Annotated in this window: 12 protein-coding genes, 4 tRNA genes, 6 rRNA genes, 1 other RNA gene and 2 pseudogenes; 3 read left to right on the top strand and 22 right to left on the bottom strand. The window is 46.3% G+C overall.

What is annotated here, in order from left to right; genetic code table 11:
• Window positions 1–69: 69 nt before the first annotated feature.
• From aceK to HQN60_RS05945, 6 genes are all read right to left on the bottom strand, one after another.
• Window positions 70–1,827: a bifunctional isocitrate dehydrogenase kinase/phosphatase gene (aceK, locus tag HQN60_RS05970; RefSeq protein ID WP_173532789.1), complete on the bottom strand. Its 1,758-nt coding sequence runs from the start codon at window positions 1,825–1,827 to the stop codon at window positions 70–72.
• Between the two features lie 162 nt (window positions 1,828–1,989).
• Window positions 1,990–2,103 (bottom strand): 5S ribosomal RNA (rrf, locus tag HQN60_RS05965).
• Between the two features lie 226 nt (window positions 2,104–2,329).
• Window positions 2,330–5,222, bottom strand: a 23S ribosomal RNA gene (locus tag HQN60_RS05960).
• Window positions 5,223–5,582: 360 nt separating this feature from the next.
• Window positions 5,583–5,658 (bottom strand) — tRNA-Ala (locus HQN60_RS05955).
• A 7-nt stretch (window positions 5,659–5,665) separates the two neighbouring features.
• Window positions 5,666–5,742: transfer RNA gene (locus HQN60_RS05950), tRNA-Ile, on the bottom strand.
• A 64-nt stretch (window positions 5,743–5,806) separates the two neighbouring features.
• Window positions 5,807–7,340, bottom strand: a 16S ribosomal RNA gene (locus tag HQN60_RS05945).
• The 16S, 23S and 5S rRNA genes sit together here with 2 tRNA genes alongside, the layout of an rRNA operon.
• A 464-nt stretch (window positions 7,341–7,804) precedes the next feature.
• Here HQN60_RS05945 and HQN60_RS05940 point away from each other — a divergent pair.
• The 3 genes and pseudogenes from HQN60_RS05940 to HQN60_RS16140 form a co-directional block, all read left to right on the top strand.
• Window positions 7,805–8,033, top strand: a pseudogene (locus HQN60_RS05940) (transposase); the annotation flags it as partial.
• 400 nt (window positions 8,034–8,433) lie between these two features.
• On the top strand, window positions 8,434–8,778 hold the full coding sequence (gene tnpB, locus HQN60_RS05935) for an IS66 family insertion sequence element accessory protein TnpB (protein WP_217390261.1): 345 nt from the start codon (window positions 8,434–8,436) through the stop codon (window positions 8,776–8,778).
• Window positions 8,779–8,940: 162 nt separating this feature from the next.
• A pseudogene (locus tag HQN60_RS16140) lies at window positions 8,941–9,964 on the top strand (IS66 family transposase); the annotation flags it as partial.
• Between the two features lie 76 nt (window positions 9,965–10,040).
• Here HQN60_RS16140 and rrf (HQN60_RS05920) read toward each other — a convergent pair.
• From rrf (HQN60_RS05920) to ylqF, 16 genes are all read right to left on the bottom strand, one after another.
• Window positions 10,041–10,154, bottom strand: a 5S ribosomal RNA gene (rrf, locus tag HQN60_RS05920).
• Between the two features lie 226 nt (window positions 10,155–10,380).
• Window positions 10,381–13,273, bottom strand: a 23S ribosomal RNA gene (locus HQN60_RS05915).
• Window positions 13,274–13,633: 360 nt separating this feature from the next.
• Window positions 13,634–13,709: transfer RNA gene (locus HQN60_RS05910), tRNA-Ala, on the bottom strand.
• Between the two features lie 7 nt (window positions 13,710–13,716).
• Window positions 13,717–13,793 (bottom strand) — tRNA-Ile (locus tag HQN60_RS05905).
• Window positions 13,794–13,857: 64 nt separating this feature from the next.
• Window positions 13,858–15,391, bottom strand: a 16S ribosomal RNA gene (locus HQN60_RS05900).
• Between the two features lie 395 nt (window positions 15,392–15,786).
• Window positions 15,787–16,629 carry a carboxylating nicotinate-nucleotide diphosphorylase gene (nadC, locus tag HQN60_RS05895; protein WP_173534620.1) on the bottom strand — a complete coding sequence of 281 codons (843 nt, stop codon included), beginning with the start codon at window positions 16,627–16,629 and terminating at the stop codon, window positions 15,787–15,789.
• A gap of 2 nt (window positions 16,630–16,631) precedes the next feature.
• Complete coding sequence (locus HQN60_RS05890) at window positions 16,632–17,993, bottom strand: phosphomannomutase/phosphoglucomutase (RefSeq protein WP_173532786.1); 1,362 nt, start codon at window positions 17,991–17,993, stop codon at window positions 16,632–16,634.
• 373 nt (window positions 17,994–18,366) lie between these two features.
• The gene (gene ptsG / locus HQN60_RS05885; protein ID WP_173532785.1) at window positions 18,367–20,169 is read right to left on the bottom strand and encodes a glucose-specific PTS transporter subunit IIBC; all 1,803 of its coding nucleotides are present in this window, start codon (window positions 20,167–20,169) and stop codon (window positions 18,367–18,369) included.
• A gap of 256 nt (window positions 20,170–20,425) precedes the next feature.
• Window positions 20,426–20,749, bottom strand: coding sequence for a PTS sugar transporter subunit IIB (locus tag HQN60_RS05880; protein WP_173532784.1), 324 nt, complete (start codon window positions 20,747–20,749; stop codon window positions 20,426–20,428).
• An 11-nt stretch (window positions 20,750–20,760) separates the two neighbouring features.
• A complete protein-coding gene (gene ptsP, locus HQN60_RS05875; protein WP_173532783.1) occupies window positions 20,761–23,307 on the bottom strand; it encodes a phosphoenolpyruvate--protein phosphotransferase in 2,547 nt (848 codons plus the stop codon).
• A gap of 365 nt (window positions 23,308–23,672) precedes the next feature.
• The gene (locus HQN60_RS05870; protein WP_173532782.1) at window positions 23,673–23,948 is read right to left on the bottom strand and encodes an HPr family phosphocarrier protein; all 276 of its coding nucleotides are present in this window, start codon (window positions 23,946–23,948) and stop codon (window positions 23,673–23,675) included.
• Between the two features lie 108 nt (window positions 23,949–24,056).
• Window positions 24,057–24,650: a 5-formyltetrahydrofolate cyclo-ligase gene (locus HQN60_RS05865; protein WP_173532781.1), complete on the bottom strand. Its 594-nt coding sequence runs from the start codon at window positions 24,648–24,650 to the stop codon at window positions 24,057–24,059.
• A gap of 9 nt (window positions 24,651–24,659) precedes the next feature.
• Window positions 24,660–24,840, bottom strand: a non-coding RNA gene (gene ssrS, locus HQN60_RS05860) — 6S RNA.
• A 35-nt stretch (window positions 24,841–24,875) separates the two neighbouring features.
• A complete protein-coding gene (locus HQN60_RS05855) occupies window positions 24,876–25,172 on the bottom strand; it encodes a cell division protein ZapA (protein WP_173532780.1) in 297 nt (98 codons plus the stop codon).
• Window positions 25,169–25,369, bottom strand: a complete 201-nt coding sequence (locus HQN60_RS05850; RefSeq protein ID WP_173532779.1) for a coiled-coil domain-containing protein — start codon at window positions 25,367–25,369, stop codon at window positions 25,169–25,171. The genes HQN60_RS05855 and HQN60_RS05850 overlap by 4 nt, the downstream gene beginning before the upstream one ends.
• A gap of 239 nt (window positions 25,370–25,608) precedes the next feature.
• Window positions 25,609–26,514: a ribosome biogenesis GTPase YlqF gene (ylqF, locus tag HQN60_RS05845; protein WP_173532778.1), complete on the bottom strand. Its 906-nt coding sequence runs from the start codon at window positions 26,512–26,514 to the stop codon at window positions 25,609–25,611.
• Window positions 26,515–26,966: the final 452 nt, after the last annotated feature.

Raw genomic sequence — 26,966 nt, 5'->3', positions numbered from 1 at the left:
TATCATCGAAACTAAAAATATAAATAAAAAAAGCCTCTTCAAAGAAGAGGCTGAAATACCAAGTAGATTTTATTCATCCTGCGAAAAACGTAATGCTTGTGGGTAAGGGAAAAAGTCCTCCACAATGCCATTTTTAATTCGCATTTTGGTATCTTGCCAAAACTTGGGCGCTAATAGATCAGCATGATATTTGTTAAATGCCTGCTTCACATCCGGTCGCGCCAATAAGAAACTACCAAACTCTTCTGGATACACCTCATTTTTATTACCGCTAAACCAAGTTTCACCACTCATTTCAAACTCTGGCGTTGGTGGCGGTGGAATTCGCCGAAAATCGCAATCCGTCATGTATTCGATTTCATCATAATCATAAAACACCACACGCCCGGCGCGAGTTACACCGAAATTCTTAAATAACATATCCCCCGGGAAAATATTGGCAATAGCCAACTCACGCAAGGCATTACCATAATCGCGAATAACGGCTTCAACCTCTTGATCTTTGCGATGCTCAATATATAAATTAAGCGGTTTCATTCGGCACTCAATATACATATGCCGAAACACCACTGAATCTCCGTCTTCTTCTACGATCGATGGTGCTAATAAACGCATTTCAGCCAGCAGCTCCGGATCAAAACGCGAACGCGGCAACGCAACATCAGAAAACTCTAGCGAATCCGCCATACGGCCAACACGGTCATGCTGCTTAACCAATAGATATTTCATTCGCACCGTGGCCCGATCCACTTCTTTTGGCGGCGTAAATACGTCTTTAATAATTTTAAATACAAAAGGAAAGGATGGTAAGGTAAAGACAATCATCACCATCCCTTTTGTTCCTGGCGCACTCACAAATGGATCCGAAGAGTGGCGTAAATGATGGATTAATTCGCGATAAAACATGGTTTTACCTTGCTTGCCCAATCCCAGCATGGTGTACAACTCAGCACGCGATTTGCCCGGAATTAAATCATGCAAATATTGCACGTAGGCCGATGGCACTTCCATATCAACCAAGAAATAAGCCCGCGATAACGAAAACAATTGGCGAATATGCACCATCTCAAACAGAGCAGCATCAATATAAAGCTGACTATCTTGATTTCGGTACAAAGGAATCGCAAATGGGATTTCTAACTCACCATGCGTGGCTTTACCGATAATATATGCCGCTTTGCTTCGATAGAATGGGGATGCTAAAACTTCAATATGTGAATTAAACTCTGGGGATAGCTTCTTTGCTAAATGATGGCGTAATGTCGATAAAATACGCATTACATCACGATTTAAATCGACAAATGATAGATTCCAAGAAAAATCTAACAGTATCTTTTTGAATGTAGGCACTAATCCTAAATCATTCACATAATAACTACGATAAGTCGCCTCTGACTCTTCAATATACTCAGTTGAAACCGCTGGGCGATAAAAAATAAAATCATTATGAAAATATGTGCGGTGTAAAATACGGCAACATACAGAATTAAAAAATGTTTCCGCAAGTTCAATCTGTTGATGATTAAGCAACAAAGCAATATATTGCTGTTTTACCGCAGACCACATCAAATCCGGCAAATCTTCAGCGGCAAATTCTTGCTTCAAGCGTGAAACACTCTCCAGTACACGCGCATCATAAAAAGTAATTCGATTGCGCACACTATTTCTTTGTGCGATTACATCACCCGCCTCAAAATTAATTTTGGCCATACAACTGGCTTCACGAAACAGCGCATAGTGATGATTAAAACCATCAAGCAATGCCTGAGCAATTGCTGCCGCACGTAAAATATCAACGCTCGATAAAGGAGAAACAGCAATATTCATAATGAGTCCAAAATGAAGTAATTAATTCATTCTAGCCAATTTAAATTATTGCGGCGCAACAAAGTACTAAGTTAGAAATATACGTTGCATATACGTCTCAAACCCAGAAACGACGCGCAGCAAAAAGCCCGACTCTTTCGAATCGGGCTTCTCTATAGGGAAGTCTGGCAATGACCTACTTTCACACGGGCAATCCGCACTATCATCGGCGCTGAGGTGTTTCACTGTCCTGTTCGGGATGGGAAGGAGTGGGACCACCTCGCTATGGTCGCCAGACATTAAACTGTCTGGTGCAACTCTTTCGAGCTACACGAGAGTTATCGCATTCAGCCGCTATCTTTTCAGACCGCAACCTACAACGCTAACTCGTAAAATCAATAGAAGAAGTAATTATACTACACACCAATCAACACCATTTAAGTATTTTTTGTAGTTCAGCGCTTTCACACCGTCCTACTTTGGGTCAATTATATCCATCGTCGCACTACGCGCTTCAGGTTATAGGATCAAGCCTCACGAGCAATTAGTATTGGTTAGCTTAACGCATTACTGCGCTTCCACACCCAACCTATCAACGTCCTGGTCTCGAACGACTCTTTAGAGGATTTAAAACCCTAGGGAAATCTCATCTTGAGGCAAGTTTCGCGCTTAGATGCTTTCAGCGCTTATCTCTTCCCGACTTAGCTACCCGGCAATGCCACTGGCGTGACAACCGGTACACCAGAGGTCAGTCCACTCCGGTCCTCTCGTACTAGGAGCAGCCCCTCTCAAATTTCCAACGCCCACTGCAGATAGGGACCAAACTGTCTCACGACGTTTTGAACCCAGCTCACGTACCACTTTAAATGGCGAACAGCCATACCCTTGGGACCGGCTACAGCCCCAGGATGTGATGAGCCGACATCGAGGTGCCAAACTCCGCCGTCGATGTGAACTCTTGGGCGGAATCAGCCTGTTATCCCCGGAGTACCTTTTATCCGTTGAGCGATGGCCCTTCCATACAGAACCACCGGATCACTATGTCCTGCTTTCGCACCTGCTCGACTTGTCGGTCTCGCAGTTAAGCCGCCTTTTGCCATTACACTATCAGTACGATGTCCGACCGTACCTAGGCGACCTTCGAGCTCCTCCGTTACAATTTGGGAGGAGACCGCCCCAGTCAAACTGCCTACCATGCACGGTCCCCGATCCGGATAACGGACCAAGGTTAGAACCTCAAAGGGGTCAGGGTGGTATTTCAAGGACGGCTCCACAGAAACTAGCGTCTCTGCTTCAAAGCCTCCCACCTATCCTACACAAACCACTTCAAAGTCCAATGCAAAGCTACAGTAAAGGTTCACGGGGTCTTTCCGTCTAGCAGCGGGGAGATTGCATCTTCACAAACACTTCAACTTCGCTGAGTCTCGGGAGGAGACAGTAGGGCCATCGTTACGCCATTCGTGCGGGTCGGAACTTACCCGACAAGGAATTTCGCTACCTTAGGACCGTTATAGTTACGGCCGCCGTTTACTGGGGCTTCGATCAAGAGCTTGCACCCCATCAATTAACCTTCCAGCACCGGGCAGGCGTCACACCCTATACATCCACTTTCGTGTTGGCAGAGTGCTGTGTTTTTGATAAACAGTCGCAGCCCCCATTTCTCTGCGGCCTTATATAGCTCCAAACGCAAGGTTCTTCACCTATAAGGCACACCTTCTCCCGAAGTTACGGTGTTAATTTGCCGAGTTCCTTCTCCCGAGTTCTCTCAAGCACCTTAGAATACTCTTCCTACCCACCTGTGTCGGTTTGCGGTACGGTTCAATATAAGCTGAAGCTTAGTGGCTTTTCTTGGAAGCAGGGTATCAGTTACTTCATCACCTAAGTGAATCGTCATCATGCCTCAGCGTTAACAGCGTCCCGGATTTGCCTAAGACACCCGCCTACACACTTAAACCAACTATTCCAACAGTTGGCTAACCTAACCTTCTCCGTCCCCACATCGCACTTATATCAAGTACAGGAATATTAACCTGTTTCCCATCGACTACGCATTTCTGCCTCGCCTTAGGGGCCGACTCACCCTGCGCCGATGAACGTTGCGCAGGAAACCTTGGGTTTTCGGTGAGGGAGCTTTTCACTCCCTTTATCGCTACTCATGTCAGCATTCGCACTTCTGATACCTCCAGCATCCTTCTCAAGACACCTTCACAGGCTTACAGAACGCTCCTCTACCATATGCCATAAATGGTCATATCCGCGTCTTCGGTTATCAATTTGAGCCCCGTTACATCTTCCGCGCAGGACGACTCGACCAGTGAGCTATTACGCTTTCTTTAAATGATGGCTGCTTCTAAGCCAACATCCTGGCTGTCTGTGCCTTCCCACCTCGTTTTCCACTTAATTGATCATTTGGGACCTTAGACGGCGGTCTGGGTTGTTTCCCTCTTGACCCAGGACGTTAGCACCCCAGGTCTGTCTCCCATGCTCGCACTTGACGGTATTCAGAGTTTGCCATGGTTTGGTAAGTCGCGATGACCCCCTAGCCATAACAGTGCTTTACCCCCGTCAGTGATACATGAGGCACTACCTAAATAGTTTTCGAGGAGAACCAGCTATTTCCAAGTTTGTTTAGCCTTTCACCCCTATCCACAGCTCATCCCCTAACTTTGCAACGTTAGTGGGTTCGGACCTCCAGTGCGTGTTACCGCACCTTCATCCTGGCCATGGATAGATCACTTGGTTTCGGGTCTACGCCCAGCAACTATGCGCCCTATTCGGACTCGGTTTCCCTACGCCTCCCCTATTCGGTTAAGCTCGCTACTGAACGTAAGTCGCTGACCCATTATACAAAAGGTACGCAGTCACCCCATTTTTCAAGGGCTCCCACTGTTTGTATGCATCCGGTTTCAGGTTCTATTTCACTCCCCTCCCGGGGTTCTTTTCGCCTTTCCCTCACGGTACTGGTTCACTATCGGTCGATGATGAGTATTTAGCCTTGGAGGATGGTCCCCCCATCTTCAAACAGGATTTCTCGTGTCCCGCCCTACTTCTCGTACGCTTAGTACCACAATTGACTTTTCATATACGGGACTATCACCCACTATGGTTGGACTTTCCATTCCATTCTATTAAGTCTACTGCTATCACGTACAGGCTCTTCCCATTTCGCTCGCCACTACTTTGGGAATCTCGGTTGATTTCTTTTCCTCCGGTTACTTAGATGTTTCAGTTCACCGGGTTCGCTTCGCTAGACCTATGTATTCAGTCTAGGATGACCCAAAAGGGCCGGGTTTCCCCATTCGGAAATCGTGGGATCAAAGCACTTTGCCAGCTCCCCCACGCTTATCGCAGGCTATCACGTCCTTCGTCGCCTATCATCGCCAAGGCATCCACCAGATGCACTTATTCGCTTGATCCTATAACCTCAAACACGTAAAACGTATCTCAGATTACTGAAATCGTATTTGCGACTTGCAAGTGAGTTCTCATTTCACTTGCGGTTCAGTTACACTGGCATGAGACCAGCACAACTGAACAGATACAATCAACCCAATATTTTTACTTTGAAACTAAACTCAACAACAACTGCAAGCAGTTATTCTCAAATCTAATTCCATTACAATGTTTATTGGAATTAATTACTTCTTCTATTTTGTTAAAGAGCGATATTTAATTAATCATTAAATGACTAATCATTCTAATTTTAGAAACCAGAATAAAATACACTGCACATAACAACGTGCAATACATAGAATTCTATTTTCTACAGCAGATAATGGTGGAGGTTAACGGACTCGAACCGTTCACCCCCTGCTTGCAAAGCAGGTGCTCTACCAGATGAGCTAAACCCCCGTGATACTGGTGGGTCAGATAGGAATCGAACCTATGACCCCCGCGTTATCAACACGGTGCTCTAACCAACTGAGCTACTGACCCATATCGTTTCTTTCAAATCTACAGCCGATGAGTGTGAGTACTTAATCTACCAATCTTTCTCTTGAAAGGAGGTGATCCAGCCGCAGGTTCCCCTACGGCTACCTTGTTACGACTTCACCCCAGTCATGAATCCTACCGTGGTAACCGGACTCCCGAAGGTTATCCTAGCTACTTCTGGTAAAACCCACTCCCATGGTGTGACGGGCGGTGTGTACAAGGCCCGGGAACGTATTCACCGCGACATGCTGATCCGCGATTACTAGCGATTCCGACTTCATGCACTCGAGTTGCAGAGTGCAATCCGGACTACGATCGGTTTTGTGAGATTAGCTCCCCCTCGCGGGTTGGCGACCCTCTGTACCGACCATTGTATGACGTGTGAAGCCCTGGTCATAAGGGCCATGAGGACTTGACGTCATCCCCACCTTCCTCCGGTTTGTCACCGGCAGTCCCATTAAAGTGCTCAACTAAATGTTAGCAACTAATGGCAAGGGTTGCGCTCGTTGCGGGACTTAACCCAACATCTCACGACACGAGCTGACGACAGCCATGCAGCACCTGTGTTACGGTTCCCGAAGGCACTCCTCTATCTCTAAAGGATTCCGTACATGTCAAGACCAGGTAAGGTTTTTCGCGTTGCATCGAATTAATCCACATCATCCACCGCTTGTGCGGGCCCCCGTCAATTCCTTTGAGTTTTAGTCTTGCGACCGTACTCCCCAGGCGGTCTACTTCACGCGTTAGCTGCGTTACTAAGCTCCGAAAAGCCCAACAACTAGTAGACATCGTTTAGGGCGTGGACTACCAGGGTATCTAATCCTGTTTGCTCCCCACGCTTTCGTCCATGAGTGTCAGTATTAGGCCAGGGGGTTGCCTTCGCCATCGGTGTTCCTCCACATCTCTACGCATTTCACTGCTACACGTGGAATTCCACCCCCCTCTCCCATACTCTAGCGAGACAGTCATAAACGCAATTCCTAGGTTGAGCCCAGGGATTTCACGTCTATCTTATCAAGCCACCTGCGGACGCTTTACGCCCAGTAATTCCGATTAACGCTTGGACCCTACGTATTACCGCGGCTGCTGGCACGTAGTTAGCCGGTCCTTATTCTTCGGGTACTGTCATCCCCAGCAGTTATTAACCACTAGGATTTCCTCCCCGACAAAAGCGCTTTACAACCCGAAGGCCTTCTTCACGCACGCGGCATTGCTGGATCAGGCTTTCGCCCATTGTCCAAGATTCCCCACTGCTGCCTCCCGTAGGAGTCTGGACCGTGTCTCAGTTCCAGTGTGGCGGATCGTCCTCTAAGACCCGCTACTGATCGTTGCCTTGGTAGGCCTTTACCCTACCAACTAGCTAATCAGCCATCGGCTGCTCCAATAACGTGAGGCCTTGCGGTCCCCCACTTTCCCCCTCAGGGCGTATGCGGTATTAGCACTCCTTTCGAAGCGTTATCCCCCATTACTGGGTACATTCCGATGTATTACTCACCCGTTCGCCACTCGTCAGCGGTGCAAGCACCCTGTTACCGTTCGACTTGCATGTGTAAAGCATGCCGCCAGCGTTCAATCTGAGCCAGGATCAAACTCTTTCGTTTAATCTAGCTGAATTTACATACTTGGCTTAGTACTCATTACTCAAAGAAACACTTGGTTAAAAACCAAGATTTCTTTTAAATCTTGAGTGTAAGCACTTGTTTGACTGGCAAACCAAGCACTCACACTCATCGGCTGTATTTTGTTAAAGATCAGTGGCTTAGACACCGAAACCAGCTGGAAAACCGCTTGTTTCGTTTGCTGTGTCAGCAGCAGAGAGGCCGAACTATACCCACCCACCTAAAGTCCGTCAACACCTAGTTGCAAAGAAAACCACACAAAGGTGCTAAGTTGTTGAATTACATACGATCTAATTTCAACATTAATTCTGCTGCCGCGTAAAAAAACAGAGCGATGCCAAGCCTTGATTACGGATATACATAGCGCCAAATGCTTATTTCGCCGTTTTTCCTTTAAATCTAAGAGAAATTATCGTTTTTCTTAAGTAATCCAAAGGCGGCTGCCCCCAGTGGCAAAGCTGTGCCGCGAGCATCGCTTTAGTTCAGCAACCTTTTACAAATCGCATGCGAAATTTGGCCGCATGGACGCGGCAAGCCTCAAAGAACTCGAAGATAAAAACCGCCACCTCAAAAAAATGCTTGCCGAGGAACGACTGAACGCAGAAATCGTTCGCGAATCGCTCGAAAAAAGTGGTGAAGCCATCTAGACGACGCTCGATGGGGCTGCGAATGGTTAAAGAACAATCCTCAACGGCTGACAAGTCTGAGTGATTGAATAACCATGCTGGAGAACCAAATTAGCGGCTTCTATTTTGAATTCAGGGGTAAATGTTTTGCGAACTTTGCTCACCGACAATAAAGCCTCCAATGGCCCCACGTTGAAGAGTCTCATCACTCCTTGAGATGATCGTGTCCACGATAAACTTAGGTGGACACATGGACGCTTTACCCCTCTTCAAGCGACGACTCACAGGGTCGTCGCAAACACAGCATTCAGTTCAAGGACGCCGTACTTGCTGCGTGTCAGCAACCAGGTGTCTCTGTCGCGGCCGATGCACGCCGCAGTGCAGTCCCAAAGCCTTCGATGTTAACAACCTCCCTTAACGCATCACCTACTTCGCCTGCATTATCCTTTATGCCCATTCAAATCGCAGATCAGCCTGCGCCAAGCTCCGCACCAATTCGTTTGCACTATCGTCAAGGTCAACGCGATTTAAGCATTAAATGGCCAGCCGATCAGGCGCAAGCCTGTCTCGCTCTGATTCAGCCTGAACAAATCTTTTTGTTGGTCACACCCGTTGATATGCACTGGAGCATCGAACGACTCTCCTTACTCGTGCAGCAAACCCTTGGCAGTTCTCCTTGCGATGGTACCGCCTATGGATTTACTAATCGAAGTTATTCGCGCCTGAAGCTATTGATCTGGGATGGCAATGGCGTTTGGTTGTGCCAACGCCGCTTACACACAGGGCGCCATTAGCCGACGTTGGGTGAAACGACCTTTACGATGCCAAAGGCGCAATGGCTCTGGCTGATTAATAGTGTTGATTGGCAACGACTGTGCGCTACGCCACCGAGTCATTGGCAAGTCTAGCTGTGCTATCGCTCAACCCCAGTAAAATAGCGTCATGACACTCGTGGCATGCCTTCCTACGGTTGCTACCAATCCGCCTCTCGGGTGGAAGCTCAGGCATTGGTCGCGCAACTGCAGGCTGAAATTCAAACACTAGAATTGAAGAACCAGAAGCTTATTCTGGAGCTGGCGCATTTAAAGCGCATCAAATTCGGCGTTAAAAGCGAAGCGCTCACGATCGAGCAAAAACAATTGTTTGAAGACGATGCCGAACAGGATTTGGCGGTGATTGCCGCAGAGCTAGATGAAGCGCTAGTCAGCGAAGATTCGCACGTTTCCCGTCTCAAACCACGGTCACGTGTGGGTCGTCAGCCACTCCCCGAACATCTGGAACGCGTCGAGGTTCGGCACGAACCTGATCAATGCACCTGTGGGCAATGCCAATCGAAGCCCGTCAAGATTGGTGAAGACGTTAGCGAACAGCTAGACATCGAACCGGTACGTTTCTTTGTGGTGCGCCATATTCGCCCGCAATATGCCTGCCGGCAGTGCGAAACCATTATCGCAGCACCGGTTCCCGCTGCCGTCATTGATGGCGGGATGGCGACGCCTGGCTTATTGCTGCGCGCCAACAAGTTATTCTGGCGCGCAGCACCTTGAGTGAATGGATCGGCCGAATTGGCGTAGCGCTGCAACCGCTAGCGGATCGACTGAGCGAGAAACTGCGCCAGCAAACCAGCCTGCATGCCGATGAAACGCCGGTGCAGCAGCTGGATCCGGGCAAAGGTAAAACCAAACGCGCGTATTTATGGGCGTATCGCAGCAATGATTTGAGCGGCAGCCCACCGATGGTGGTGTTTGACTATCAAATCAGCCGTAGTGGGCAACACGCCGCCCATTATTTGCAGCATTGGCGCGGCACGCTAATGGTTGATGATTACAGTGGCTACAAAGCTTTGTTCGCCAATGGCGTGCGAGAAATCGGCTGCTGGGCACACGCTCGACGTAAATTCTTTGAACTGCATGCTGCGGGCGGGCATCCGGTGGCGCAGAAGCCTTGCAACGTATTGCGCGCCTGTACGCCATCGAAGAATAGGCCAAAGATCAAACCCAGAAACGACGCGCAGCAAAAAGCCCGACTCTTTCGAATCGGGCTTCTCTATAGGGAAGTCTGGCAATGACCTACTTTCACACGGGCAATCCGCACTATCATCGGCGCTGAGGTGTTTCACTGTCCTGTTCGGGATGGGAAGGAGTGGGACCACCTCGCTATGGTCGCCAGACATTAAACTGTCTGGTGCAACTCTTTCGAGCTACACGAGAGTTATCGCATTCAGCCGCTATCTTTTCAGACCGCAACCTACAACGCTAACTCGTAAAATCAATAGAAGAAGTAATTATACTACACACCAATCAACACCATTTAAGTATTTTTTGTAGTTCAGCGCTTTCACACCGTCCTACTTTGGGTCAATTATATCCATCGTCGCACTACGCGCTTCAGGTTATAGGATCAAGCCTCACGAGCAATTAGTATTGGTTAGCTTAACGCATTACTGCGCTTCCACACCCAACCTATCAACGTCCTGGTCTCGAACGACTCTTTAGAGGATTTAAAACCCTAGGGAAATCTCATCTTGAGGCAAGTTTCGCGCTTAGATGCTTTCAGCGCTTATCTCTTCCCGACTTAGCTACCCGGCAATGCCACTGGCGTGACAACCGGTACACCAGAGGTCAGTCCACTCCGGTCCTCTCGTACTAGGAGCAGCCCCTCTCAAATTTCCAACGCCCACTGCAGATAGGGACCAAACTGTCTCACGACGTTTTGAACCCAGCTCACGTACCACTTTAAATGGCGAACAGCCATACCCTTGGGACCGGCTACAGCCCCAGGATGTGATGAGCCGACATCGAGGTGCCAAACTCCGCCGTCGATGTGAACTCTTGGGCGGAATCAGCCTGTTATCCCCGGAGTACCTTTTATCCGTTGAGCGATGGCCCTTCCATACAGAACCACCGGATCACTATGTCCTGCTTTCGCACCTGCTCGACTTGTCGGTCTCGCAGTTAAGCCGCCTTTTGCCATTACACTATCAGTACGATGTCCGACCGTACCTAGGCGACCTTCGAGCTCCTCCGTTACAATTTGGGAGGAGACCGCCCCAGTCAAACTGCCTACCATGCACGGTCCCCGATCCGGATAACGGACCAAGGTTAGAACCTCAAAGGGGTCAGGGTGGTATTTCAAGGACGGCTCCACAGAAACTAGCGTCTCTGCTTCAAAGCCTCCCACCTATCCTACACAAACCACTTCAAAGTCCAATGCAAAGCTACAGTAAAGGTTCACGGGGTCTTTCCGTCTAGCAGCGGGGAGATTGCATCTTCACAAACACTTCAACTTCGCTGAGTCTCGGGAGGAGACAGTAGGGCCATCGTTACGCCATTCGTGCGGGTCGGAACTTACCCGACAAGGAATTTCGCTACCTTAGGACCGTTATAGTTACGGCCGCCGTTTACTGGGGCTTCGATCAAGAGCTTGCACCCCATCAATTAACCTTCCAGCACCGGGCAGGCGTCACACCCTATACATCCACTTTCGTGTTGGCAGAGTGCTGTGTTTTTGATAAACAGTCGCAGCCCCCATTTCTCTGCGGCCTTATATAGCTCCAAACGCAAGGTTCTTCACCTATAAGGCACACCTTCTCCCGAAGTTACGGTGTTAATTTGCCGAGTTCCTTCTCCCGAGTTCTCTCAAGCACCTTAGAATACTCTTCCTACCCACCTGTGTCGGTTTGCGGTACGGTTCAATATAAGCTGAAGCTTAGTGGCTTTTCTTGGAAGCAGGGTATCAGTTACTTCATCACCTAAGTGAATCGTCATCATGCCTCAGCGTTAACAGCGTCCCGGATTTGCCTAAGACACCCGCCTACACACTTAAACCAACTATTCCAACAGTTGGCTAACCTAACCTTCTCCGTCCCCACATCGCACTTATATCAAGTACAGGAATATTAACCTGTTTCCCATCGACTACGCATTTCTGCCTCGCCTTAGGGGCCGACTCACCCTGCGCCGATGAACGTTGCGCAGGAAACCTTGGGTTTTCGGTGAGGGAGCTTTTCACTCCCTTTATCGCTACTCATGTCAGCATTCGCACTTCTGATACCTCCAGCATCCTTCTCAAGACACCTTCACAGGCTTACAGAACGCTCCTCTACCATATGCCATAAATGGTCATATCCGCGTCTTCGGTTATCAATTTGAGCCCCGTTACATCTTCCGCGCAGGACGACTCGACCAGTGAGCTATTACGCTTTCTTTAAATGATGGCTGCTTCTAAGCCAACATCCTGGCTGTCTGTGCCTTCCCACCTCGTTTTCCACTTAATTGATCATTTGGGACCTTAGACGGCGGTCTGGGTTGTTTCCCTCTTGACCCAGGACGTTAGCACCCCAGGTCTGTCTCCCATGCTCGCACTTGACGGTATTCAGAGTTTGCCATGGTTTGGTAAGTCGCGATGACCCCCTAGCCATAACAGTGCTTTACCCCCGTCAGTGATACATGAGGCACTACCTAAATAGTTTTCGAGGAGAACCAGCTATTTCCAAGTTTGTTTAGCCTTTCACCCCTATCCACAGCTCATCCCCTAACTTTGCAACGTTAGTGGGTTCGGACCTCCAGTGCGTGTTACCGCACCTTCATCCTGGCCATGGATAGATCACTTGGTTTCGGGTCTACGCCCAGCAACTATGCGCCCTATTCGGACTCGGTTTCCCTACGCCTCCCCTATTCGGTTAAGCTCGCTACTGAACGTAAGTCGCTGACCCATTATACAAAAGGTACGCAGTCACCCCATTTTTCAAGGGCTCCCACTGTTTGTATGCATCCGGTTTCAGGTTCTATTTCACTCCCCTCCCGGGGTTCTTTTCGCCTTTCCCTCACGGTACTGGTTCACTATCGGTCGATGATGAGTATTTAGCCTTGGAGGATGGTCCCCCCATCTTCAAACAGGATTTCTCGTGTCCCGCCCTACTTCTCGTACGCTTAGTACCACAATTGACTTTTCATATACGGGACTATCACCCACTATGGTTGGACTTTCCATTCCATTCTATTAAGTCTACTGCTATCACGTACAGGCTCTTCCCATTTCGCTCGCCACTACTTTGGGAATCTCGGTTGATTTCTTTTCCTCCGGTTACTTAGATGTTTCAGTTCACCGGGTTCGCTTCGCTAGACCTATGTATTCAGTCTAGGATGACCCAAAAGGGCCGGGTTTCCCCATTCGGAAATCGTGGGATCAAAGCACTTTGCCAGCTCCCCCACGCTTATCGCAGGCTATCACGTCCTTCGTCGCCTATCATCGCCAAGGCATCCACCAGATGCACTTATTCGCTTGATCCTATAACCTCAAACACGTAAAACGTATCTCAGATTACTGAAATCGTATTTGCGACTTGCAAGTGAGTTCTCATTTCACTTGCGGTTCAGTTACACTGGCATGAGACCAGCACAACTGAACAGATACAATCAACCCAATATTTTTACTTTGAAACTAAACTCAACAACAACTGCAAGCAGTTATTCTCAAATCTAATTCCATTACAATGTTTATTGGAATTAATTACTTCTTCTATTTTGTTAAAGAGCGATATTTAATTAATCATTAAATGACTAATCATTCTAATTTTAGAAACCAGAATAAAATACACTGCACATAACAACGTGCAATACATAGAATTCTATTTTCTACAGCAGATAATGGTGGAGGTTAACGGACTCGAACCGTTCACCCCCTGCTTGCAAAGCAGGTGCTCTACCAGATGAGCTAAACCCCCGTGATACTGGTGGGTCAGATAGGAATCGAACCTATGACCCCCGCGTTATCAACACGGTGCTCTAACCAACTGAGCTACTGACCCATATCGTTTCTTTCAAATCTACAGCCGATGAGTGTGAGTACTTAATCTACCAATCTTTCTCTTGAAAGGAGGTGATCCAGCCGCAGGTTCCCCTACGGCTACCTTGTTACGACTTCACCCCAGTCATGAATCCTACCGTGGTAACCGGACTCCCGAAGGTTATCCTAGCTACTTCTGGTAAAACCCACTCCCATGGTGTGACGGGCGGTGTGTACAAGGCCCGGGAACGTATTCACCGCGACATGCTGATCCGCGATTACTAGCGATTCCGACTTCATGCACTCGAGTTGCAGAGTGCAATCCGGACTACGATCGGTTTTGTGAGATTAGCTCCCCCTCGCGGGTTGGCGACCCTCTGTACCGACCATTGTATGACGTGTGAAGCCCTGGTCATAAGGGCCATGAGGACTTGACGTCATCCCCACCTTCCTCCGGTTTGTCACCGGCAGTCCCATTAAAGTGCTCAACTAAATGTTAGCAACTAATGGCAAGGGTTGCGCTCGTTGCGGGACTTAACCCAACATCTCACGACACGAGCTGACGACAGCCATGCAGCACCTGTGTTACGGTTCCCGAAGGCACTCCTCTATCTCTAAAGGATTCCGTACATGTCAAGACCAGGTAAGGTTTTTCGCGTTGCATCGAATTAATCCACATCATCCACCGCTTGTGCGGGCCCCCGTCAATTCCTTTGAGTTTTAGTCTTGCGACCGTACTCCCCAGGCGGTCTACTTCACGCGTTAGCTGCGTTACTAAGCTCCGAAAAGCCCAACAACTAGTAGACATCGTTTAGGGCGTGGACTACCAGGGTATCTAATCCTGTTTGCTCCCCACGCTTTCGTCCATGAGTGTCAGTATTAGGCCAGGGGGTTGCCTTCGCCATCGGTGTTCCTCCACATCTCTACGCATTTCACTGCTACACGTGGAATTCCACCCCCCTCTCCCATACTCTAGCGAGACAGTCATAAACGCAATTCCTAGGTTGAGCCCAGGGATTTCACGTCTATCTTATCAAGCCACCTGCGGACGCTTTACGCCCAGTAATTCCGATTAACGCTTGGACCCTACGTATTACCGCGGCTGCTGGCACGTAGTTAGCCGGTCCTTATTCTTCGGGTACTGTCATCCCCAGCAGTTATTAACCACTAGGATTTCCTCCCCGACAAAAGCGCTTTACAACCCGAAGGCCTTCTTCACGCACGCGGCATTGCTGGATCAGGCTTTCGCCCATTGTCCAAGATTCCCCACTGCTGCCTCCCGTAGGAGTCTGGACCGTGTCTCAGTTCCAGTGTGGCGGATCGTCCTCTAAGACCCGCTACTGATCGTTGCCTTGGTAGGCCTTTACCCTACCAACTAGCTAATCAGCCATCGGCTGCTCCAATAACGTGAGGCCTTGCGGTCCCCCACTTTCCCCCTCAGGGCGTATGCGGTATTAGCACTCCTTTCGAAGCGTTATCCCCCATTACTGGGTACATTCCGATGTATTACTCACCCGTTCGCCACTCGTCAGCGGTGCAAGCACCCTGTTACCGTTCGACTTGCATGTGTAAAGCATGCCGCCAGCGTTCAATCTGAGCCAGGATCAAACTCTTTCGTTTAATCTAGCTGAATTTACATACTTGGCTTAGTACTCATTACTCAAAGAAACACTTGGTTAAAAACCAAGATTTCTTTTAAATCTTGAGTGTAAGCACTTGTTTGACTGGCAAACCAAGCACTCACACTCATCGGCTGTATTTTGTTAAAGATCAGTGGCTTAGACACCGAAACCAGCTGGAAAACCGCTTGTTTCGTTTGCTGTGTCAGCAGCAGAGAGGCCGAACTATACCCACCCACCTAAAGTCCGTCAACACCTAGTTACAAAGAAAACCACACAAAGTCACTAAGTCATTGAATTTAAAAAGATCTAGTTTCGTATTCATTTTCAATAATCTTTGAAAATGAATGGACATTAAATTCATTTATTTCTAATTTAGCGTCTGTTTTAATTTAATTATGTCAATCGCATTGATAAATCGATCGCTTTTATATCTTTGGTGAGTTTTCCTATCGAAATTCGATCAACTCCGGTTTCTGCAATCGCACGGATTTGAGTTAGATCGACGCCACCCGAGGCTTCTAATATTGCTCGCCCTTTTGCAAGTTCTACTGCCGTGCTCATTTCTTCGAGACTCATATTGTCTAATAGAATAGATACAGCACCAGCAGTAATTGCTTGCTCAAGTTCAGCGAGATTTTCAACTTCAATTTGAATACTAACGTGCGCAGGTGCAATGGTGCGAGCCATCTCAATTGCATTCGCGATATTGCCTGCCGCTAAAATGTGATTCTCTTTGATTAAGATGCCATCGTACAAACCAATGCGTTGATTTTCTCCGCCACCCACTGTCACGGCATATTTTTGTGCACGACGTAGCCCTGGAATGGTTTTGCGGGTGTCGTGAACTTTAGCGACGGTGCCTTGTACTGCTTCAACGTAGCGATGTGTTTCTGTTGCAACAGCTGATAGTGTCTGCAAAAAATTAAGTGCCGAACGCTCTGCGGTAAGTAATGAACGAGTATTACCTTGTAGCTCACAAATAATTTGACCTGCAGCGATATACTCCCCTTCTGCTACTTTCCATTCAATTTGAATGTTGGCATCGACTTGATGAAAGACTTCATTAAACCACGCTTGCCCACAAATGATGGCCGACTCTCGCACCACAATGCGTGCAGTACCTTGTTGTTCGATGGGAATCAATTGGACTGTCCAGTCGCAATCACCGATGTCTTCGGCTAAGGCATTCGCCACATTGGCTGCGATTAGATGTTGGGGGGGGAGTTTCACATTCATCATCATTCTTCAATTTCTGGAAAAGGGAGCGGTGCAATCGCGTTGGCAAGTTCTTGCCGAATCCGCTGCAAGGCATGCATGTTATCGGCTTCAATGCGTAACGTTAAGACTGGCGTGGTGTTTGATGCGCGAATTAATCCAAAACCATCGGTATATTCAATGCGTAACCCATCAATACAGAGCACTTGATTGGCACTGGGAAAAGTAGCTCGCTGACGAATTTCATCAACCAAAGCATGGCCAGAGCCCGTTAATGGAACTTGCAGCTCTGGCGATGACACAGAAATTGGAAACCGTGCTAGCTCAGCATCTAAATCAACACCAGCGGCAATTTGTTGTAATAACTTGGCACCGGCATACAAAGCATCATCAACTTGCCAAGCTGCAAATGCAAAGTGCCCAGACAATTCACCTGCAACAACAGCCCCCGTTTCGCGCAAGCGGCGTTTCATATGCGAATGCCCAGTTGGTATCGCTTCTGAGGAGCCTCCCAACTGACTAACCCATTGGGCGACCGCTCGGCTTGATTTGATATCAAAGAGAACATGACCAGCCTGTTTGGCTAACTCGGCAGTGGCAAATAGCATCAGTAATTGGTCACCGGGAATTATTTTTCCGGTTCGCGTCACCACACCTAAACGATCGCCATCCCCATCAAACGCTAAACCGACATCGGCGTGTTCCGCCAGTACGGTCGCTTGTAACTCTAGGAGATTTTCTGCGACTTGAGGGTCTGGGTGATGATTGGGGAATCGTCCATCCACTTCACAATAAAGCTCAATCACTTCGCACGACAATTGTCGATACAAAGTAGGTGCCAACGCACCCGGTGAACCATTACCACAATCAATCACTATTTTTAATGGTTTTGCCAACGGCAATTGCTGTTCCAGCGCCACCACATAATCAGCAACGACATCGAGCATTTGGATTGAACCACCATCCTGAAGTGGTAATTGCTGCGCAATCATTCTTTGCCGCAAGGCTTGCAGCGCATCACCTGCAATTGTTACCCCAGCCAGCATAATTTTAATGCCGTTGTAATCAGGCGGGTTGTGACTACCCGTGATCATAATTCCCGAGCCTGCAGCTTGATGACGGGCCGCATAATACAACAGCGGCGTACAGGACAAGCCGAGATCTAATACGCTAATGCCAGCCTCAACCAATCCTTTTGCCAACGCCATAGCGAGGGCTGGACTGGACAAACGCCCATCAAAACCGAGGGCTATTTTTACAATGCCTTGCTCGCTAGCCACAGCACCGCAAGCTCGCCCCACCCAATACGCAAAATCAGGGGTTAATAAATGAATCTGGCCCCGAATATCATAAGCTTTAAATAAACTACTGGGTATTGAAGTCATTTTAATCATGCAGTCGGTAGATGAAATTGAAAAAGTGCATTTAGATACCTGAAAAATCGGGGATGCCATCAGCTTGAGTAGAAGCAAGCGACTCGCTATTTGCCAATCATGATCTACATGCTTAAAGCCATGCAAGTGCGCTGTTATTCGCAGATCAAATTAACGCAATATTTTGCTTTTTGTTTAACCTCCACCCTAAATTATGCAATCAACATCAATCGTCATTCAATGCTCAGCAGGTAATGACCAATAAAATAGGCATATGATCCTCACGCAAACGCGTAAAACATAAAATGAGCGCAAAGCAAAAAATCAGACTGATTACAAAAAAAGCCCATCAACACATGATGGGCTTTTTAACGTTGGTTTTAAATTAAACAGTCGATGCAAGTAGCTGCGACGAATCACCCACAATCAAATGAAATACATTGCCATCAAGCTTTGCCACCGCAGAAACACCCGATGCTAAAACTGCCGCCTCATTAAATTGTTTGGCGTCCTTTAATTGCACCCGAATCCGCGTAGCTGCAATTGGCGCTGTTTCGCTAATATTATCTTGACCACCTAAAGCTGCCAATAATGCTGGATTACGAATCGTACCTGCCGCCACACTGACTGCTGGTACAACCGCCGCAGGCGCTGCTACACCTGTTCCGCCAGCCTTCAAATACTCAGTCATATCGGTTTTAAGATTTTCTGAACGGGTACCAAAAATAGCCTGCATATTATTGCCAACTTGCATGACCCCAGCGGCACCCAATGCTTTTAATGAAGCTTGATTGACTTTAGCCGCATCGCGAACAGAGATCCGCAAACGTGTAATACATGCATCTAAGCTTTCAATATTCGCAGCACCACCAAATGCAACCACCAAATCATGCGCCATACCTTGGCCACTGGCTTGGTGTTGAACCGCATCAACCGCCACATCTTCACGACCTGGGGTTTTCATATTCCACTTGAGAATGGCATAACGGAAAGTAAAGTAATACAAGGCCGCATACATTGGCCCAAAGAACAGTACATACCACCAGTTTTGCGCGTTCTTACCAAAGACGTTAAACAACAAGAAATCGATACCACCTTGCGAGAAAGTAAAGCCCATATGCATACCAAAGGTATTGGCAACAAATTGAGTCGACGCCGCTAATACCGCATGAATGACATACAACACAGGAGCGACAAACATAAAGGCAAATTCAATCGGCTCGGTAATCCCAGTAAGGAATGAGGTCAGCGCGGCTGAAATCATAATCCCGCCCACCATCACCCGATTTTCAGGTTTTGCAGTATGCCAAATTGCAATGGCTGCAGCAGGCAAGCCAAACATTTTGAACAAGAATGCGCCAGACAAAATACCCGCAGTACGATCGCCGGCAAGGAAACGATTAATATCACCACGCACCACTTTACCTGCGGCATCAGTGAATTCGCCCATTTCAAAGAAAAACGGCACATTCCAAATATGATGCAGACCAAATGGAATCAACATCCGCTCTACAAAACCATACACCGTGGCAGCAGTTCGGGTATCAGATACCGCGGCCCAATGCGAGAAGGTATTCAACACATCTTGAATCGGTGGCCAAATTAGAGACATGACCAAACCAACAAAAATAGCCGCAATCCCGGTCACAATCGGAACAAAACGCTTGCCTGCAAAAAAGCCCAAATACGCTGGTAATTCGATTCGGTAGTACTTATTGAATAAAGCCGCTGCGACACCACCAATAATAATCCCCCCAAACACCCCAGTATTAATGGTTTTAAATCCAAATACTAGAGCAGGATAGACTTGCTGGCTTATCCCAAAAACAGTGGCTTCAAACGATTTATGTGATGCCAATAAAGCTTGAAATTGATCGGCAGGTAATGATGCGACTCCGGTCATTACCCCCATGGTCGCCTGCAATACCACAAAGCCAACCACAGCAGCAATTGCAGCAACGCCATCGTTATCGCTTAAACCTAATGCCACACCGATCGCAAAAATAATAGGCAAACTACCAAAGATCGCATCGCCACTACCGGCCATAATCTGCGAGACAATTTCTGGGATAAATGGAAAGTTTGAAGCACCAATCCCAAGTAATAAACCGGCCACAGGTAATACTGCGACCGGTAGCATCAATGCCTTACCAATTTTTTGTAAGACTGCAAAAGCATTCTTAAACATTATTTTTCTCCAAAGGCCATTGCTGTTTCTTATTTGTCATGCAATCGCCGGTTTATCGAACTCACTTTAGATTCTGTTACAAAAAGTAAACATTGACTATGCAGCGATGACCTTACAGGGATTTACCTTACCAATAAAATAATCAGTCATCTTTTTTAATATAAAGCACAGCAAGTAAAATTCACCGTTGATATCCATTTTGATAAAAAAAATCCACCGTTCTACCGGTGGATTTTTGTATTTATTTACGATCGATTTACTTAATTAAATGCACTGTATGTGCATCAATTTTGGCAACGGCAGCAACACCTAAATCTTTTAATACAGCTTCATTTAACAAAGCGGCATCTAGCAATTCAACACGGATACGTGTGGTTGCAATTGATTCAGCCAAGCGTACATTCGCTTTACCACCTAAAGCGGCATACCACTCTGGATTGAGTAATTCAGCTGACGATGAAGGCAATACTTCAATAACAACCGGTTTTTCAACCGATGCAGGTGCCACAGGCACTTGCCGACCCTTCAATACCCAACCAATACCAATTCCCACTAATAGTGCAATAACGACCAATACCATATCAAACCTCTTTAATCGACAAGTTGCGACAAACGAGCCCGAACTTCAGCAGCGGTACCCATTTGTAAAACTTCTGCAGCGAGTTTCTCACATTCCACTTTGTTTAAAGTCCGAACCAAAGCTTTAATTGCAGGAATCGTCGGTACACTCGCAGACAATTCATCCACACCGATACCCAGCAACAACGGGATAGCCATAGGGTCTGAGGCAATACCACCGCATACACCAACCCACTTGCCATGTGCATGTGCGCCTTTTACCGTCATATTGATCAAATTCAATACGCCTGGATGCATCACATCGGCTTGCTTGGCTAATTTTGGATGACCACGATCCATTGCCAAAGTGTATTGCGTTAAATCGTTGGTACCAATAGAGAAGAAATCAACTTCACGCGCAAATTGCTCGGCCATAACGGCAGTGGCCGGAACTTCAACCATAATGCCGACTTGAACGTCTTGAGTAATGCCTAAAGCCGCTTTTTCTTCAGCAACAATACGCTTCACTTCACGAACTTCTTCCAAGCTAGTAATCATTGGGAACATGATGGCTAGTTTCGAGAATGGCGCAGAACGTAGCACTGCACGAACTTGAGTATGTAATAACTCTGGTTCTGCTAAGCATAAACGCACGCCACGAACACCCAAGAATGGATTTTCTTCGACCGGCATTGGCAAGTAGGCCAATGGTTTATCACCACCCACATCCAAAGTACGCACTACAAATGTACGATCGTTACCAAGCGCTTTGGCGATGTCGATATAAATCTGGCTTTGCTCTTCTTCGGTCGGTGCATCAGTACGTTCTAAGTACAAGAACTCACTGCGTAACAAACCTACCCCTTCACTACCCAGTTTTACGCCTTGAACCGCATCGTCAATACCACCAATATTCGCCACCACTTCGACATGAATGCCATCTTGCGTCACAGCTGGTTCAAATGCTGCGGCTAATTCAGCATCACGTTTAATAGCTTGCTTGGCTTGTTTTTCACGAATATTGTTTACTTCGGCTTCAGATGGGTTTTTGCGCAAAGTACCACGGCTACCATCCAAAATCACCGGCATGCCGTTGGTCAAATTCAATGCATCTTCATCAATGCCACAGATTGCGGGAATATTGAGTGAACGAGCCAAAATTGCCACGTGGCTGGTTGCTCCGCCACCGACGGTGCAAAAACCAAGTACACGAGTACGATCCAAACTTGCGGTATCTGATGGCGTTAGGTCTTCTGCGATCAAAATCGCATTTTCTGGAACGACCATTGCTGTTTCTTCAATACCTGCAATCAAACGTAATACGCGCAAACCCACATCGCGAATATCATTCGCACGACCCGCTAGCACTTCATTTTTTAGTGCCGCAAGCTTAGCTGAATAAGTGTTGTAGGCTTCTTTCCACGCAAAACCGGCACTCTTGCCGTTGGTGATACCAGCAATCGCAATGGCTAACAAATCCGGATCTTCAAGCAACTCTTGGTGAGCAGCAAAAATCTCAGCTTTACTTTCATCGCTAATTTCAGATTTTAGATTTTCAAGTTGTTGATGCGCATCTTTCAACGCTTGGTCAAAACGACGACGCTCTAATTCTGGCGACTCGCCGGCTTCAACGACGGCAATATCCACTTGCTTAACTTGGAAAATTTGTCCCACAGCCAAGCCTGGCGATGCTGACACACCGGTCAACACATTTGGATCTTCTGACTTAGGTTGTGCCTTAGTGGTTTTAATCGTATCCAGTGGTGCCGGTTTATGTTTTGGTGCTACGCCACCTACATCTTCACCACAACCACTAATAATCAACGCGCTTAATTTTTGAATTGCCGCAGAAGCATCAGGACCAATAGCACGAACGCGGATTTCATCGCCGTTTTGTACTTCTAGACCCATGATTGCAACGACTGATTTAGCATTCGCTTCTTGGCCAGCGCGTACTAATTTAACTTCAGACTTAAATGTCTTTGCAGCATTGGCCAAAACAGCGGCAGGGCGAGCATGTAAACCTGTTGGATTAGGCGTACGAATTGGATCTGAATACGCCTCACCGGATGAATCTGCAGTAGCTGAAGTCTGAGCAATACCTTCAGCCAAGTCCAGTGTTAAAGCAATATCCTTACCGGCAATCACCAAACCTGTATTGGGAGTATAGCGCGCGACTTTTTCGCCACTAGTAATCACCATTTGCGTCAACAATGACAAGGCTTTACGACCCACGGCATCCATATCAAATTCAATTAATGGTTGACCCGCATCGACGATATCGCCTTCTTTGACCTTCGCAGTAAAGCCCTGGCCTTTCAGCATCACAGTGTCTAAACCAATATGGATTAATACTTCAATCCCATTAGCAGCAACCAAAGTAATTGCATGCTTTGCTGAATGCACCTGCGTTACCTTACCGGTAATCGGCGCCAACAACACATTACTTGTTGGATCTATTGAAACACCATCACCGACCATTTTTTGAGCAAAAACTGGATCAGGTACAGTATCCAAAGGCACCATCACACCCGATAGTGGGGCCAGCAATACAAATTGCGAAACTGGATTTATCGACATAACAACCTCTGTTGGTTTAATTCTTAGTCAAATTGGTCAATCAAATTGACCCGCATTAATTTTTATTGCGTTGACATATTCTTGTTTTTTAGTTTACCCGCCAATGCTATTGACATGGGGCGTAATATTGCTCAATTTATATGTAAATTTTACAGATCAAAATCAGATATGCTTAAACCATATTTATTCATTTTAACTTTATAAAAAACACATGTTTTGTGCTTAATCAGTTTCCAGAGTTCATTTAATTTAAAATATTACTTTATTACATTTTTTTACATGCAAAATAGAAAATGATTTTGAATACTTACTATTCAGAAGCAAATAGGGTGGCTTAAGCCACCCTATTTATAAATTTAACCGATTTAGTCTTCCCCACAGCCAGAAGCAATCATTGTGCTTACAGCAAGCATTGCTTCATTTGCATCCAATCCATCTGCTTTGATTTGAATCTGATCGTCTTTAGAAACATCCAAGCCCATCACAGAAACAAGGGATTTAGCATTAGCTTCAATTCCTTTGTGTAACAACTTAATCTCAGACTGGTACTGCTTGGCAGTGTTAACAATATTCGCCGCTGGTCTAGCATGAAGGCCTGCCGCATTCATAATACGAACAGGGGAAGAAATTACAGCAACCATAATTACCTCACTTGATTTGCTTCAAACCGTTGCGATGCAAATAGCATAGAGCAAGCTTGACATCATAAACAAGTAGAATGCGAAAGTATGTCAGTAATTTCACTACTCTCAATTGATAGGCGAGCGACGAATCCATCCTTGCTCTGTTGCAATTGCATCTAATTTTAAATCCCAAGCCTCACAGGGCAATCGCTCTACTTGTTGACATGAATATGCCAAGCCAATTAATGCTGGTTTAAGCCACGTTTTTCGTAATCGACGAAATGCAAATGTCGTATCGTAATAACCACCACCTTGCCCTAATCGAGCTAATTGCAAATCAAAACCAAGCAAAGGAACAAAAACAGAATCCAAATCACGGCTTGAACATTGCTCAGAATGACTGGGTGTTGGAATATTAAATGCACCATAAGACCAAACAGCACCTTCATTTAAGCGCACAAAATTTAATCGTCGACCCACTTTAGGTACAACCGGTAAATAGACTAAGCAACCCCGTTGCAGTGCTAAAAAAATTAATGGCCAGGCAGAAAACTCACTGCCAACAGGCACATATAAAGCAATTTTTTTGCCACGACGAAGTTTTTGTAAAATTTGCGGATAATGAGTTACAGCCCAAGCAGCGGCTTGTCGCTGTATTTTAGATATCGCCGTTCGGCGTTGCCGAAGATCACGACGTAATTGAGTTTTTTGAGTAATCACAAAAAATGAGGGCTTCCCACAGTGCCGTTTCGGTTCGCATCTTGAACCCATGGTTCAAGTTGTTGCCGGTCAGATGCCATCAGGTGCATTCTCAAGGAACGCTCACAACAGGCGTCTAGATGACTGGCAAACGTGCTATACAGCTTATCGGTTCAAAGATTTAGAACCGTCGCGAACACCGCAGGAAAGCTAACTTGCATCACGGCGCAGTTCGAAATACGTAAATTATTCCTGTAAAACTGCGTCGATCGTTGAACTTATATTTCCGATTTTACGCTGAAAATCACTAAAGTCAAAGCCACCTTCAACCTTTGCCGTTAAAAACTCGTGCGTCATATTTAAAGCCGTCATCATTGCAATCTTCTCAATGCCAATGACCTTACCTGCAGTGCGAATTTCATGCATCCGTGCATCGAGAAGTTGCACAGCTTGAAGTAAGGTTTCTTCTTCATGCGCAGGACAAGCCACACGAAACTCACGTCCCATGATTGAAATATCCAACAACTTCACGGCATCAGTCATACGCCATCCTCGGGTAATTTAGCCAAAATCGCATTTACTTTGTCTTTTGCGCCAACTAATTTCGTATTTAAGCTTTGATTTTCTTCTTGAGCCAATTGTAAATTAGCTCTAAGTTCTTGATTTTCAGTACGTAATTCACGGCATAAGTTCACTAATTGCAGGACTTTACCTTCCAAATGACCAAGCTCTACATCCATTTTTGATTTCCTATCAATCGCAGTTTTGACGTTATGTAGCGACAAAAATATAAAAATATTGATTATGCATACCAATACAAATTCAATAAATCATTAAACTTACATATAGGTATACACACAAAAACCTTTAAAACAAAGGTCTATAGCAATATACCTACACATAATCTAGATAATGCATGCCGAGTTACGCAATATGTGATGTTACATTTTACAAGCACATCATTGCCAACGAATACAAATCAATCGTCATCTTCAGTTTCAAGTACGTCAGGAAGATCATCCCCCGAACCTAAATCAACCCCGATAAAGTCGTCAGGTACTTCTAAAGTCATGCGACCAATCGCTTTGCTACGATAATCTGTGATAATTAAATCAGCTGTTTTTTGTTCATCAATCACACCACCAGCCATCAAAGCACCACGTTTACGACCAATCAAATTAAACAACTCATCCACACTACCATCCAGACTACTCAACTTATAGCGTGCCATCAATTCTTTAGGATAGCGCTCGCGTAAAGTTTCAATCGCAAAATAAGCCACCAAAATTTCATCATATGCATTGCGACCAATTGAGCCACCCAAAGCCAAACGAAAGCCAGAAGGTTCGTGTTCAACTTTAGGCCACATTAAACCTGGCGTGTCATACAAAATAACCCCATCAAGCGTTTCAATCCGCTGCTGAGACTTAGTAACACCCGGTGTATCTGCAACACGAGCCACTTTTCGCTTAGCCAGCGTATTTAATAAAGTGGACTTACCTACGTTGGGAATCCCCAAAATCATCGCTCGCAACGGCTTTTCAGCATCATTACGGAACGGTGCTAATTTTTTACACAAGACGGCGATCTGTTTAATTGCGGCTTGCTTGTTGTCTTCGCCCATCAACAAGGCTTCAGTACCTGCTTGCTGGCGGAAATAATTCAACCATAACTGACTTAACTTAGGATCAGCCAAATCTGTTTTATTGATAATTTTTAAAGCTGGACGTTGCCGATGTAAACGCAACTTCTCAATCATTGGGTTACTACTGGACAAGGGCATACGTGCATCCACGATTTCAATCACCATATCCACCTTGGCCATTGTCTCTGCCACTTTCTTCTGCGCCACATGCATATGACCCGGAAACCACTGAATTGCCATCAAACACCCCCAAGAAAAGCCGCGATTATACGCTTATTCACACAACCCTATACAAATCAATCACTTAAAATGTGGGGAAGTCCACGATCAATGTGGATAAGTGTTACCCACAGATCAAGCCAAAAACTCAACACATATTATCCACAGCAGGAACAAGGACTATCAGCACCCATGTGGACAACTTAAGATGTTGATAAATAAAGGTTTATAGAGTTATCCACAGATTTTTTGATCCTTATCTATTACTACTATCTTTTACTTATCAATATATATATAAAAAACAAACGCTTCAAAACATGATCAACTTAAAAATCAAGCAATATGAGAAAACATATATAAATCAATAACTTATTTACAAAATTAAAAATTAAGCTATAAAAATCAATGACTTAAAATATCTAAGCTACAAACATCAATCCAAACTGCAATACCAAATGCATATTCTTAAACAA

Source organism: Deefgea piscis, from assembly GCF_013284055.1.
GTDB classification, from domain to species: Bacteria; Pseudomonadota; Gammaproteobacteria; order Burkholderiales; family Chitinibacteraceae; genus Deefgea; species Deefgea piscis.
The sequence above is the reverse complement of the archived record's forward strand: the minus strand, read 5'-3'. Positions and strand labels throughout refer to the sequence as shown.

Bases quoted from the DNA above. Each gene is read 5' to 3' on its own strand.
- ptsP (WP_173532783.1), bottom strand. From the start codon at position 23,307: ATGTCGATAAATCCAGTTTCGCAATTTGTATTGCTGGCCCCACTATCG.
- nadC (WP_173534620.1), bottom strand. From the start codon at position 16,629: ATGAATGTGAAACTCCCCCCCCAACATCTAATCGCAGCCAATGTGGCG.
- ylqF (WP_173532778.1), bottom strand. From the start codon at position 26,514: ATGGCAATTCAGTGGTTTCCGGGTCATATGCATGTGGCGCAGAAGAAA.
- HQN60_RS05870 (WP_173532782.1), bottom strand. From the start codon at position 23,948: ATGGTTGCTGTAATTTCTTCCCCTGTTCGTATTATGAATGCGGCAGGC.
- ptsG (WP_173532785.1), bottom strand. From the start codon at position 20,169: ATGTTTAAGAATGCTTTTGCAGTCTTACAAAAAATTGGTAAGGCATTG.
- HQN60_RS05850 (WP_173532779.1), bottom strand. From the start codon at position 25,369: ATGGATGTAGAGCTTGGTCATTTGGAAGGTAAAGTCCTGCAATTAGTG.
- tnpB (WP_217390261.1), top strand. From the start codon at position 8,434: ATGCCCATTCAAATCGCAGATCAGCCTGCGCCAAGCTCCGCACCAATT.
- aceK (WP_173532789.1), bottom strand. From the start codon at position 1,827: ATGAATATTGCTGTTTCTCCTTTATCGAGCGTTGATATTTTACGTGCG.
- HQN60_RS05890 (WP_173532786.1), bottom strand. From the start codon at position 17,993: ATGACTTCAATACCCAGTAGTTTATTTAAAGCTTATGATATTCGGGGC.
- HQN60_RS05880 (WP_173532784.1), bottom strand. From the start codon at position 20,749: ATGGTATTGGTCGTTATTGCACTATTAGTGGGAATTGGTATTGGTTGG.
- HQN60_RS05855 (WP_173532780.1), bottom strand. From the start codon at position 25,172: ATGACTGATGCCGTGAAGTTGTTGGATATTTCAATCATGGGACGTGAG.